Source organism: Psychrobium sp. nBUS_13 (assembly GCF_051201665.1).
In the GTDB taxonomy this organism is placed as follows: Bacteria; Pseudomonadota; Gammaproteobacteria; order Enterobacterales; family Psychrobiaceae; genus Psychrobium.
Genome location: NZ_CP179210.1, coordinates 3,092,314 through 3,104,678 on the forward strand (window position 1 = coordinate 3,092,314; position 12,365 = coordinate 3,104,678).

General features: G+C 40.6%; 11 protein-coding genes and 1 pseudogene. 3 read left to right on the forward strand and 9 right to left on the reverse strand.

Annotated features, from left to right (window positions below; translation table 11 throughout):
• Positions 1 to 100 precede the first annotated feature (100 nt).
• Positions 101 to 1,384, forward strand: a complete 1,284-nt coding sequence (locus tag ACMAZF_RS14290) for an MCP four helix bundle domain-containing protein (protein ID WP_435274453.1) — start codon at positions 101 to 103, stop codon at positions 1,382 to 1,384.
• On the forward strand, positions 1,348 to 2,097 hold the full coding sequence (locus ACMAZF_RS14295) for a methyl-accepting chemotaxis protein (RefSeq protein ID WP_435274454.1): 750 nt from the start codon (positions 1,348 to 1,350) through the stop codon (positions 2,095 to 2,097). The genes ACMAZF_RS14290 and ACMAZF_RS14295 overlap by 37 nt, the downstream gene beginning before the upstream one ends.
• 174 nt (positions 2,098 to 2,271) lie before the next feature.
• Here ACMAZF_RS14295 and panC read toward each other — a convergent pair whose 3' ends face one another.
• From panC to ACMAZF_RS14340, 9 genes and pseudogenes are all read right to left on the reverse strand, one after another.
• Positions 2,272 to 3,117 carry a pantoate--beta-alanine ligase gene (gene panC, locus ACMAZF_RS14300; protein WP_435274455.1) on the reverse strand — a complete coding sequence of 282 codons (846 nt, stop codon included), beginning with the start codon at positions 3,115 to 3,117 and terminating at the stop codon, positions 2,272 to 2,274.
• A gap of 167 nt (positions 3,118 to 3,284) precedes the next feature.
• Positions 3,285 to 4,082: a 3-methyl-2-oxobutanoate hydroxymethyltransferase gene (gene panB / locus ACMAZF_RS14305; RefSeq protein WP_435277253.1), complete on the reverse strand. Its 798-nt coding sequence runs from the start codon at positions 4,080 to 4,082 to the stop codon at positions 3,285 to 3,287.
• Positions 4,083 to 4,109: 27 nt separating this feature from the next.
• Positions 4,110 to 4,586, reverse strand: a pseudogene (gene folK, locus ACMAZF_RS14310) (2-amino-4-hydroxy-6-hydroxymethyldihydropteridine diphosphokinase); the annotation flags it as partial.
• A gap of 1 nt (position 4,587) precedes the next feature.
• Entirely contained in the window at positions 4,588 to 5,922 is a 1,335-nt protein-coding gene (gene pcnB, locus ACMAZF_RS14315) for a polynucleotide adenylyltransferase PcnB (protein ID WP_435277254.1), read from the reverse strand.
• 555 nt (positions 5,923 to 6,477) lie between these two features.
• Entirely contained in the window at positions 6,478 to 7,350 is an 873-nt protein-coding gene (gene gluQRS, locus ACMAZF_RS14320) for a tRNA glutamyl-Q(34) synthetase GluQRS (protein ID WP_435274456.1), read from the reverse strand.
• Positions 7,351 to 7,407: 57 nt separating this feature from the next.
• Positions 7,408 to 7,854: an RNA polymerase-binding protein DksA gene (gene dksA, locus ACMAZF_RS14325; protein WP_435274457.1), complete on the reverse strand. Its 447-nt coding sequence runs from the start codon at positions 7,852 to 7,854 to the stop codon at positions 7,408 to 7,410.
• 168 nt (positions 7,855 to 8,022) lie between these two features.
• Positions 8,023 to 8,730, reverse strand: a complete 708-nt coding sequence (sfsA, locus tag ACMAZF_RS14330; RefSeq protein ID WP_435274458.1) for a DNA/RNA nuclease SfsA — start codon at positions 8,728 to 8,730, stop codon at positions 8,023 to 8,025.
• A 2-nt stretch (positions 8,731 to 8,732) separates the two neighbouring features.
• Positions 8,733 to 10,265, reverse strand: coding sequence for a PH domain-containing protein (locus tag ACMAZF_RS14335; protein ID WP_435274459.1), 1,533 nt, complete (start codon positions 10,263 to 10,265; stop codon positions 8,733 to 8,735).
• Positions 10,258 to 10,800, reverse strand: coding sequence for a PH domain-containing protein (locus ACMAZF_RS14340; protein WP_435274460.1), 543 nt, complete (start codon positions 10,798 to 10,800; stop codon positions 10,258 to 10,260). The genes ACMAZF_RS14335 and ACMAZF_RS14340 overlap by 8 nt, the downstream gene beginning before the upstream one ends.
• Positions 10,801 to 10,874: 74 nt before the next feature.
• On the opposite strand from ACMAZF_RS14340, the gene pepB reads away from it, so the two are divergent.
• Entirely contained in the window at positions 10,875 to 12,176 is a 1,302-nt protein-coding gene (gene pepB, locus ACMAZF_RS14345; RefSeq protein ID WP_435274461.1) for an aminopeptidase PepB, read from the forward strand.
• The last annotated feature ends 189 nt before the right edge of the window (positions 12,177 to 12,365 follow it).

Here is a 12,365-nt window from a genome sequence, read left to right on the forward strand (position 1 = left end):
GCGTCCCCCAACATCGTAACCTTATAAAAAGTATCATTCTTTAATCTTACCAATGTAGTTAATGCGGTAATGGAAGTATCAACACTGTCATGGAATGCCAATGAAATTTACGTTAAAAACAAAGCTCACGTTATCGTTTTCGCTGATTGTTACCATCATATTAACAACCGCCATTTTTAACTTGTATTCAGTGAATCAAGTATCAAAAACACAGCATCGTATTACCGATTATCGCATTGAGACCGTTAACGCGGAAAAAGAAATTAAAAACGGGATAAATCAATCATTGGCAGCCCTCAGGGGATATATGATTCTTGGGAGCGATGCTGAAAAAGCGCAAAAAATGAAAAATAATCGCCAACAAGCATGGAAAAATATTGCTAATGGTATGGCGATCTTAAAACAAGGTGCATCTCACTTATCTACGGAAGATCAACAGCAGCTTAAAACATTGGAGAGCTTGTTAGCAGAATTTAAAGATGTCCAACGATCAGTTGAAGACATCGCACAGGCACCGAATAACATTCCAGCTTATCAATTAATGCTCGATCAAGCCGTTCCAACAGCTGATGCATTATTACAATCTATTACCTACGTCATTAATGTCGAATCGCAACTTTCTGCTACAGCGCAGCGAAAAACACTACTCAAATTACTTGCTGATTCTCGCAGCTCATTAGCTACCGGACTTGCCAGTATTCGCGCGTATTTATTATCAGGAGATGAAGCGTTCAAAGAGCAATTTGACAGTAAATGGGTTGTTAACACCCAGCGATTTAATTTGATTAATAGCAGCTACATGGAATTATTTACCCCTGAGCAAGCGCAAGATTGGGCAGATTACTCCGACGCTAGAAAAGCGTTTGAAAGCCTGCCTAGGCAAATGTTTAATTTGCGTAGTGGGAATGACTGGAATAAAGCGAACGTTTTGCTGGGCACCGAAGCGGCTCCACGCGCTAAAAAATCGTTATCTATTTTAAAAAATATCGAACAGCATGAAGATGACGCGCTACATGCTGATATCGCCATTCTTAACGAATTATCTTCCGGTCAAAATACAGCAATAATCATGAGTAGTATTGCCTCTGTTATTGTTGCTTTAATTGTTGCATTTGTTTTTTCAAAGGACTTGTTAACACGATTAGAGCCTATTTTAACGAAGTCAAAAGCAATCACTAATAATGACTTATCAACACCCTCAATTATTCCTAAAGGCAATGACGAGCTTACCGAGCTCACTAATGCTGTAAACGCCATGAATGAATCGCTAACGATCACCATTCGTATGACAGCTGATACGATGAAAGATACATCGCTTCAGGCAGACTCTATAATGCCAACGCGAACATGTCAGATAATATTGGCCAACAAACGGATCAAATGAGTTTAATAGTCTCGGCAATTGAAGAGCTATCAGCGTCAGCCAGTGAAGTGTCTAGCAACAGTACACAAGCGTCTGAAACAGCTCAAGTGTCCTACCAAACTGCCGTTAATGGTGGGGAAATTGTTGAGAATTCACTTAATCAAATGAATAAAATAAGTGCTGCGTTTGATGATAGCGCTGGCTCAATTGAAGAGTTAAGCCAACAAAGCCAGCAAATTGGTGAGATCTTAAGTGTTATTCACGGCATTGCCGAACAGACTAATTTGCTCGCTCTTAATGCAGCCATTGAAGCGGCACGTGCTGGTGAACAAGGTCGCGGGTTTGCCGTTGTTGCTGATGAAGTTAGGCAACTTGCTAGTCGAACCACACAAGCAACATCAGATGTTGAGACAGCGATTGATCAAATTAGACAACATACACAAGTTGCTGTTTCAAGCATGAACGTTGGCCGAGAACGCGTTTCTAAAGGGATTGAAGACTCTCAATCTGTCGCAAATATACTGCAACAGATTATCAGCCAAGCCAGTGACGTATCTCAACAAATTGAAAATATTGCGGAAACCGCTAAACAACAATCGACAGTGACTCATGAAATTGCATCAAACTCAGATCACGCATCACAGATGTCACAAGAAGTGAGTCAAAGTATTTCAGAAGTTGTAATACCAATTGCATTAAATATTTGCCCACTTGTACTTGTTAAAATTAACTAAAATGGCGTTGCTCTCAATCCTAATAGCCAGCTATTAGTCAATCGAGCGCCTTGTTTTAGCTGATTTTCTCTACGCACAACAAGATCACTTACTTAATGCAATTGGTATAAGTTTGTCTGAAAGCGTGTCTAAAACAACGCAACAAAATGCCTTACAACTTAGTGAAATGATTAGCTAGCGACTAAAAACCAAATTATCAATCAGCCGCGCAAAACCAAGTTGTGCGGCAGCTAAAATAACGAGCTCTTTATCTTCATTGGTTGGTTGTGAAAGGTTATCAGCACGCTGCACGTGGAAATAGTCGGTTGTAAATAACGATTGATTCATCGTTAACGTCGCTTTAGCAACGGCTTTTTCAATCGCTATTCCATCACGAATATCTTGCGCTAACTGTTGCATCGTTTGATACAACAACGGAGCAACCTCAAGTTCTTTGGGCGTTAAATAGCCATTGCGTGAACTCTTAGCCAATCCTTGTTCTGTACGTACGGTATCACAGCCAACAATCTTAATATCAAGTGATAAGTCTTCCACCATTAAGCGGATTACTTGTAGCTGTTGATAATCTTTACTGCCAAAGCAAGCCACGTCAGGTGTGACTAAATTAAAGAGTTTATTGACGATAGTCGCCACGCCGCGAAAATGCCCGGGACGCGAAGCACCACAAAATACATCACTAATTCCCGGCACTTCAACAAAAGTTTGTACATCAAGTCCTTTGGGGTACATGATCTCTGGGGTTGGTGTAAATAGCATATCAACACCTTCACTAATAAGCTGTTCGCTATCTTCTTCAAGTGTACGCGGGTAGTTAGTTAGATCATCAGGATTATTAAACTGCATCGGATTAACAAAGATACTGACCACGATTTTAGACGCATGCTTTTTAGCTTCCGTTACCAAACTAATATGACCGGAGTGTAAATTGCCCATTGTCGGCACAAAGGCAATGGTTTCACCAGCCTGTTTCCACGTTTTAATTTGCTGACGTAATTCGCTTTTTGATGATACTACTATCATGGTTTTCTCTAACTAAAATTGATTTTTATATCGAAGATATGAATTGTATTGGCACTCTTTTTAGACCTACGTTTTTCACAATTACAATAGGAATAAGCACGGTGGAGGCGCTATATATTTTTATAGGAAATACATCCGTGTATTTCCTTCACTTGACACAGTAAAGGCTAATCGAAGCTATGCTCTTTCCCCGGAAAGCTACCATTGCCAACTTCTTCAACATAGGCTGCAATCGCCTTGTGAATATCACCGGTTTGTACCATATAGTTCTTAGAAAACTTAGGAATATATCCCGAAGAGATCCCAAGAAGGTCATGCATTACTAAAATTTGGCCATCACACTCAATACCCGCACCGATACCAATAACAGGAATTGATAAAGCGTCACTTAAACGTTTTGATAAAGCCGTTGGAATACATTCAACAACAAGTAGCTGTGCGCCCGCCGCTTCAACAGCTAACGCTTCTTCAACAATGAGATCAGCTTGTTCGTTCTCGCGACCTTGAACTTTATAACCACCAAACACATTAACTGATTGTGGTGTTAAACCAAGATGAGCACATACCGGAATGCCTCGCTCAGTTAAGCCGGCAATGGTTTCTAATAACCATTTTCCACCTTCTAATTTAACCATGTTAGCGCCAGCTTTCATGATTTTAGCGGCATTATCCCACGCTTGCTGTGGTGTTGAATAACTCATAAATGGCATATCACCAATGACTAATGAGCCATTGTTACCCGCGGTTACACAACGGGTGTGATAACAAATATCTTCAACAGTAACCGGAATTGTCGAATCACTGCCTTGCAACACCATACCTAATGAATCACCGACTAAGATAACATCAACGCCTTGTTCGCTAATAATGCCAGCAAAACTTGCATCGTAAGCCGTTAGCGCTGAAATCTTAATACCTTCACTTTTCATTTTGGCTAATTTGGCCCCAGTGGTATTCTTTTTCATCCTATCCTCGATACGCTTCGCGTTGTCAATTATTTCAAGTCCATTACGTGGACATGCTTGAATAAGCTGCGTCAAAGCAACTCCGTCAGAAAGCGTTAAATCTGGTGAGATCTCAAACAGCGGATATAACACAAATTCACGCTCTCGCATGCCGTAATGTGGCACAGTTAAGCGTGGATGATCAATAGTCGAATCATCTATAAGTAATATATCTAAATCTAATGTGCGTGGTCCCCAACGTTCGTCTTTACGAACACGTCCTTGATGTAATTCGATATGCTGCAATGCGTCGAGTAATTCAATCGGCGTTAATTGAGTCTCTAATTTAGCAACAGCGTTCACATAGTCAGGTTGGTCACTTGGTCCCATTGGCTTAGAACCATAAAGCGATGAGACGTTAGTCAGTTGCGTTTTATCAATTTGAGATAACGCTGCAATGGCTTGCTTCGCCTGGGCAATGGGTTCACCTAGGTTACTACCAATACCGATATAACAGGTGGCCATATTAAGTAGGCTTATTTTTTGGTGCTCGGCGACGACGTTTTGGTCCATTGACTTTACGTACCATGTCTCGTTGCACTTCTTCAGTCGCATGCTGGAAAATTGTCCACCACTGCGCTAATTCAGCAACTTTACCGCCTTCAATTTCACCGCGAACTAACAAGAGATCATAACCGGCACGGAATTTAGGGTGCGTTAATAACTTAAATGCTCGCGCGCCACTACGACGTGGTAAGCGTAATTGTAAGCTCCACATATCACGAGCCATAGCAGAAAAACGTTTAGGAATTGATACGCTTTTACAATGAAGATCGCAAACTTCATTCATGGCAACCATCATGGCATCATAATAATCTAAGCCAGATTCGGTCATGACAGTTTGCGCTTCACGCTCAATTGGATACCACAAGAATGCAGCAATCATAAAGGCAGGTGTAACGCGCTGATCGTTGGCAATACGATTATCAGTATTACTACAAACAAGTTGCATCAATTGATCTTCTTTGCCACCAGCATTATCTTCTAACAGCTCAGCTGCTAATGGAAATAACGATTCAAACAAATGATACTCGTTAAGCATTTTATAGTTGGCAAGTGCTTTGCCTGACAAAAATAGCTTTTGATATTCTTCAAATAATCGCGCGGCTGGAATTGAACGCATCAATCCAGACATTTCTTTAATAGGTTCACGTGTTTCTTCGCTAATCGTCATATTAAGCTTAGTGGCAAAACGAATAGCACGTAACATACGTACAGGATCTTCTTGATAACGAACGCGAGGATCGCCAATCATACGTAGTGTTGCAGTTTCTAAATCTTGCAAACCACCGCCGTAGGCGCGAATTGAGAAATCTGAAATATCGTAATACAGTGCATTAACGGTAAAATCACGTCGCTCTGCATCTTCTTCAATGGTGCCGTAAACATTGTCACGAACCAACATGCCTTTATCGTTTTGCTTTGCTAGCGTGTCTTTTTCAGTGTTTTCATGATGGCCACGTAACGTCGCCACTTCAATTACTTCACGCCCAAATAAAATATGTGCCAAACGAAAACGACGACCAATCAAGCGACAGTTTTTAAACAATTCTTTAATTTGTTCAGGTGTTGCATTGGTTGCGATATCAAAATCTTTTGGATTATGGCCAAGCAATAAATCACGCACACCGCCACCCACCAAATATGCTTGGTAGCCGTGTTTATTTAAACGATTAAGTACTTTAATCGCATTAACACTCATGTTTGAACGTGATACATCGTGATCATTACGATCAAGAATGTCGAGTGATAACCCTTTGCTTGTTGCATCAGAACTCTCTGAATGCGCCTCTGTCCCCATCACTTTGCGGCACAGCCCAATCACCTTAGAAAAAATATCTCACCCCAGTTTTACACATTAAAATTTTGGTGCATCATACCTTACCAGATAGCTAATGATAACCCCTGTACTAGCAATAATTTAATGACGTGATTGCCTCATATAATATTACCTCCACAAATCATTATCCTAACAAGAAATCCCATTGCGTTTGAGACTTCAAAATATCAAGAAATTGGCGAATTTTAGGCAAATTTATCATATCTCGATGCACTAAAAGCCATATTGGCACAGACCATTGTTCAGTAATAATCACTTCTCGCATAGTCGGAAAGCATCAAAACTTTGTCCTGTCGTAATTTGTCTGGGGTGATATTGGGTTCGTTATGCGTCCATTGTTCAAAAGAAAATGCCATGGTTGAGAAAGACAATAGTAATAACGAAATAAGTAGATTAACCCGCATATACATCCTTATAGCTAAAAAAACATTTACTAAATACTTATGTTCTATACTCAGCTGTTTTTAAAACAAAAAGATAGCGAAATTTTAATGAATAATGCTTTTATTAAAACAATTACAAAATCTGGCTAGATTTCGGTATGCGGTTTACATCCCATTGTTCAATGGCCATTCGTAGTAATTCTTCTTGCGATACATCATTAAAGTTAGATGGTGTTTTTTGCCCTAAAAATGCCAATGCTTGATTTAATAATTTTTTGCGATTATTAAGATCCAATGGTTTAGCATGATTCTGTTTGCTTAGCTTCAATCCTTCGGACGTTATGGCTAGTGGTAAATGTAAGTATTTTATTGATGATGTATGCAAGTGATTAGCTAAAGAAACTTGCCTAGTGGTAATTTCTAACAAGTCTCGGCCGCGTACAACATGGGTGATGCCTTGTGCCATATCATCTAAAACAACCACCAGTTGATAGGCAAAGAGTCCATCTTTGCGTTTTAATATAAAATCTTCCTGAGCAAAATCGTCACCAACAACAATAGGCCCTAACAAACGATCATCGAACGAATTCACACCTTGTGTATTATTAAAGCGGATTGAATGTTGGGCGTTCATCTCGTTAATGTTGCGTCCCTTACAGCGCCCAGAATATAAGCCACCACCCGCCATGATCATTTTACGGCTGCAGTCACAAGCATAGCTATTTCCTGAGGTTATTAACTGATCTAAATGGTACTGATAGAACTCATGACGTTGGCTTTGATAAACAACGTCACCATCCCAATGTAATCCAAACGATTCTAATGTTCGTAAAATTGAGTCACTCGCACCAACGACTTCACGGGGAGGATCAATATCTTCCATCCGCAGGAGCCACTGACCATTATTGGCCTTGGCATCTAAATAACTACCCAGTGCAGCGACAAGTGAGCCAAAGTGTAAATCACCTGAAGGAGATGGAGCAAAGCGTCCGCGGTATTGAGTCATAATTTGAGGAATTAATTGAAATAAAAAACGGTGCCTTAGCACCGTTTTTTTGGAAAGCTAGCCCGCCATTTGGCGTTCTTTAATTTCCGATAAGGTTTTACAATCGATACATTGATCGGCTGTAGGTCGAGCTTCTAAGCGGCGAATACCAACTTCGATACCACACGTTTTACAGAATCCGAAATCGTCTTCTTCAATTAGAGCAAGTGTCTTTTCAATCTTCTTGATAAGTTTACGTTCACGGTCACGCGTTCGTAACTCAAGTGCAAACTCTTCTTCCTGTGCCGCACGATCAACTGGATCAGGGAAGTTTGCTGCTTCATCTTGCATATGATGTACGGTGCGATCTACTTCTTCACGAAGTTGATTACGCCATGCTTCAAGAATTTTCTTAAAATGCTCTAATTGGTCTTCATTCATGTATTCCTCACCCGGTTTTTCCTGGTAAGGTTCTAGCCCTGCTAGCGCCATGAAGCCTATTTGTTTAGCTTTTTCTGTAGGCATTTTCTTTCTCCTGTCCTAGCCAACGTTCGCTACGTCCGTTTGCCTTAAAAAAAAGGCGCGGTATGTATAGCAAATTAACTTTGCAATGGCAAATCATTACTTGATTAAGATTGCCTTAAATTGTTGGCTACATTTATGGGGGTGAAATTATATTTTTCAAGCCCCTGATTAAATTAATACGGGTAATGAACGATTAACGACCAATGATTCATTAGACATTGAGCATCCATACGCCAATACTTCGACACCAGATGCAACAGCTTGTTCTAATAATTGTGCATATTTAGGGTCAATATCTTTTGCACAGCTCACTGATTCAATGCCGCTATGCATAACAATAAATAGTAAAACAGCTCTGTTTCCGGCATTCCGTATGGTCATTAACTCACGTAAGTGTTTTTGACCACGCGTTGTTACTGCATCTGGAAACGCGCCTTTACCATTCCCTCTGTATAAAGTAACGCTTTTTACCTCAACAAAGCAATCTACCTTGTTGTTATCGCTCAATAAAACATCAATTTTACTGTTTTCATCACCATATTTAACTTCTCGCTTTAATTGCTCATACCCTGACAGTTCAGAAATAGTACTATTTGCTATTGCTTCTTCCGCCAATGTATTAGCTTGCAGCGTATTAACACAGATAAAATGACCCGCCTTAGTCTCTGTAAGTTCCCAGCTAAAGGGGTATTTTCGTTTTATGTTAGGCGAAGTGCTATACCACACCCAATCATTGGGCTCAGCACAGCCAGTCATTGCTCCGGTATTTGCAACGTGAATAGTAGTTTCACTACCATCTTCTAACACAACATCCGCTAAAAATCGCTTATAGCGTTTGATTAACCGCGCTTTATTGAGTGACGCTTGAAACTGCATTTTTACATCCAATTTTTCTTTAATGATTCAACTTGATACAAACTCTGTGTCATTAATTTCCATCCAGTATCTTGTGGTATAAACGGAATAGTCAAGGAACTAGCCGCTGTCACAAATCCTGCATGGCATAATTTATGACGCCTTAGAAATATACTTTGTTTAAACTTAACCATTTGTGTTTTTTCAATCGCAAAACAATAGTAGTTAACCCCTAGTAATCCTTTACGCACATAGACATATTCATCATCCATTGCATAACCCCAGCGCTTCCATCGACACCAAAGGAGCACACTAGCAACCACAAAAAATAAAATTGCAGGTGGCAATATTATCCATTGTTCACTGACCATCGCAATAACACACAGCAACAACGTTATAGGTGTTATGAATAAACCGATACCGCGCACTATAAAGCGTTGCGATATTGGTTGATAGTCGATATCAGTCATTTGATTAGTTGGCCAAACTTCGTTAATCAGTTCACGACATTCGCTTTCTTTCACCGATGGCACCATTAATTTATTGCGAACGTTATTCTGTTGAGTGCGTTCCAAGCCGCCCATTTGTTCAAACTTGAGGTTTATGCGCTTAATTAATACGTCTAGCCAGTCTTGTTGACGAATAATCATTTGCAAACGAGGCTTTTTCATCACCACTTCATGAATCGACAATAAGCCACTGCGCTGAATATAGTTATTATCGCGTTTTGTTAATTTGTAACCGTAGAACGCAATTATTGCACCTAAAATCGATATCAACATCACGATGAAATACGCGGTGATAAACGTCGCAATAAAGTATAATGACAGTTGCCACCATGGGTGTTCTGCATCAAATAAGAACGCTTTAATATCAAAACCGAAGCTCAATAAGAATTGGTTTGCGTATTCAAAAATGCTATCAGCCATTGGCGCTAAGATTGCCAAAAAGAAAAAGACGCGATTGTTGGTTAAGCCATGAATAACGAGATCTAATAGCGAGCGTTCATTCAACAGTTTCTCATCTCCGACAACCTGCTCACTTGCCACTGTGCCTTTGATATCCTCATCCTGTTCATTAACTTCGCTATTCGCTTGATGTAGTGCCTGATACGCTAAAATCTGCTGTTTCATCGCATTAGCCTTGTCTTTCGGCACGGCAACGATATTCGCTTCATTTTTTGCACTACCTGCCGTATCAAGCTCCATGGTGGTGTAATCAAAAGGCCTAAAATAAACAGGTGTGATGAGCTTAACGTTTTGAACTCTAGTGAAAGGTAAATCAAGATGCTTTTTAAACAGTACCCCTGAATGGATCTCGATGTTATCTTCTTTTAATCGATATTTAAAAAAGAAATACTGTAAAAACGCTGCGACTAATAAAAGTAACACGATCGCAGCAGCGCCTAACACAACATAATCTAAATGTTCTTTTAGCGTATCTGATGACGCCCAAATAGCCGGAATTGCGTAAATAGACGTTGATACTAATCGTATCAAGTTCTTAACGAAATAATCGACAATAGAAACCTTGGAGACTCGTTGCCAATTATCCATGGACGGTCACATCCTTATGGTCAAGTATATATTGACGCATTGATAGCGCGTCGCTGTGGGTTAGCCCAGGAAGCTCAAAGGTATGCAATGCGCCACCAGCGCTAAATACCTGAATACTCGCTAAATCTAACTTTCGATCGATAGGTCCACGCTTTAATTCAATGTGCTGAATACGTAAAAATGGCTGAATAGTGACTTTTTTAAAAATGACACCAGAGTACAAACTAATATCATGCTCTCGTAGGGTATAAGACTTATTTTTGTCATACAGATACCCCATGACGATGGCGAATATACTAATGACACCAACGACCGCAAGAATGATACTAAACACCTGTGATGCATTTTCCGACAACGGAGAAAATCGCTGCCATTTAATTATCGCAATAATCAACACAATGACTGAAAAAGACACAATTCTAAGTATATTATTCGCTTTAATATATGCAGGCTCTAATGGCGTACTTTCTTGTGATTGATACGCAGGTAATGAATCGATTGATAGGGGGTCATTTGAAAACGTAGATTGTTCCATGCCTAAGCCTTTTTTATTGTTATAATCGCCACACTATAAATGATAATTCCATCAATTTCAGCAGGACATAATTTATGAGTTCAACACTCTCTATTTTACTTTCTTTTGACACCGCCGACGCAAAGTGGGGCAACAACGCCCTACTCACAAGCAATGGCGACGCCATGACTATTCATGCGACAGGTGATAACGCAAACCAACTTGAATTAATTCAACGTGGCGCACGACGTTTGCAAACACAGGGCATTGACAACGTATCACTTGCAGGCGACAACTGGAGCCTAGCGCATCAATGGGCCTTTGCCAAAGGCTTTAGTGTTTCAAAAGGTAAATCAGACCTAAATTGGGCACAAAATACATCACCAGCACAGCTCACAATTTTAAATGCGCGCCAAGCATCACGTGATTGGGCAGTTGCCGCGATTAATGGTGCACCAGAAGATATCTACCCTGAGTCACTTATTGACAGTGCTATCGAAGAAGTAAAACGTGTCGGTGGCGATCATGTTAGCGCTCAAATTATTAAAGGTGATGCGTTATTGGACGCTGGCTGGGTGGGTGTTCACACTGTTGGCCGAGCGAGTAAACGCGTCCCTGCCATGCTGGTATTAGATTACAACCCAACAGGCGATAATAAATCACCTGTTGCCGCCGCATTAGTCGGAAAAGGCATTACCTTTGATAGCGGTGGTTATACCATCAAAAGTGGCCCAGGCATGATGACAATGAAGTGTGACATGGGCGGCGCAGCAACAGTTACAGCCGCGTTATCACTTGCTATTAGCCAAGGATTAGACAAACGCGTACAACTTATTTTATGTTGTGCAGAAAACCTAATTAACGGCGAAGCTTATAAGCTTGGTGATATCATCACTTACAAAAATGGTACAACGGTGGAAATCCTCAATACTGACGCCGAAGGTCGCTTAGTGTTGGCCGATGGCCTTATGGCTGCCGGAGAAAGTGGTGCCCCATTAATTATTGATGCTGCAACGTTGACAGGCGCAGCATTAACGGCAGTAGGAACACAATATAATGCCGTATTTTCACTAGACAATGATTTAGCATCACGCGCACTAGCACATGGCGATACCGTTAATGAAATGAACTGGCAACTACCACTGGCACCCTTTCATATGTTTGAATGCCCATCGCATTACGCCGACACCGCCAATACTGGTGCCAGCAAAATGGGCGTACCAGGCGCCAGTAATGCGGCAGGTTTCCTAGCTCGCTTTGTGCCTAATAACGGTAAAGGATGGATTCACTTCGACCTTGCGGCATGTTTCCAAGACAGTGGTAGTGCAAAATGGTCACCAGGTGCGACGGGGTTAGGCATAGAAACGATTGCCCAGTTGCTACTAACCGACGCGTAATACCATTAATTGCATTAAGTAAGTGATCTTGTTGTGCGTAGAGAAAATCAGCTAAAACAAGGCGCTCGATTGACTAATAGCTGGCTATTAGGATTGAGAGCAACGCCATTTTAGTTAATTTTAACAAGTACAAGTGGGCAAATATTTAATCCATATATGGTATTACTAAGAAAAGTAACCAAAAGAAAG

What these genes read in the sequence shown, in the direction of transcription:
- ACMAZF_RS14295 (WP_435274454.1), top strand. Translation starts at nt 1,348, where the DNA reads ATGTCAGATAATATTGGCCAACAAACGGATCAAATGAGTTTAATAGTC.
- ACMAZF_RS14340 (WP_435274460.1), bottom strand. Translation starts at nt 10,800, where the DNA reads ATGGAACAATCTACGTTTTCAAATGACCCCCTATCAATCGATTCATTA.
- pcnB (WP_435277254.1), bottom strand. Translation starts at nt 5,922, where the DNA reads ATGGGGACAGAGGCGCATTCAGAGAGTTCTGATGCAACAAGCAAAGGG.
- gluQRS (WP_435274456.1), bottom strand. Translation starts at nt 7,350, where the DNA reads ATGACTCAATACCGCGGACGCTTTGCTCCATCTCCTTCAGGTGATTTA.
- pepB (WP_435274461.1), top strand. Translation starts at nt 10,875, where the DNA reads ATGAGTTCAACACTCTCTATTTTACTTTCTTTTGACACCGCCGACGCA.
- ACMAZF_RS14335 (WP_435274459.1), bottom strand. Translation starts at nt 10,265, where the DNA reads ATGGATAATTGGCAACGAGTCTCCAAGGTTTCTATTGTCGATTATTTC.
- ACMAZF_RS14290 (WP_435274453.1), top strand. Translation starts at nt 101, where the DNA reads ATGAAATTTACGTTAAAAACAAAGCTCACGTTATCGTTTTCGCTGATT.
- dksA (WP_435274457.1), bottom strand. Translation starts at nt 7,854, where the DNA reads ATGCCTACAGAAAAAGCTAAACAAATAGGCTTCATGGCGCTAGCAGGG.
- panC (WP_435274455.1), bottom strand. Translation starts at nt 3,117, where the DNA reads ATGATAGTAGTATCATCAAAAAGCGAATTACGTCAGCAAATTAAAACG.
- sfsA (WP_435274458.1), bottom strand. Translation starts at nt 8,730, where the DNA reads ATGCAGTTTCAAGCGTCACTCAATAAAGCGCGGTTAATCAAACGCTAT.
- panB (WP_435277253.1), bottom strand. Translation starts at nt 4,082, where the DNA reads ATGAAAAAGAATACCACTGGGGCCAAATTAGCCAAAATGAAAAGTGAA.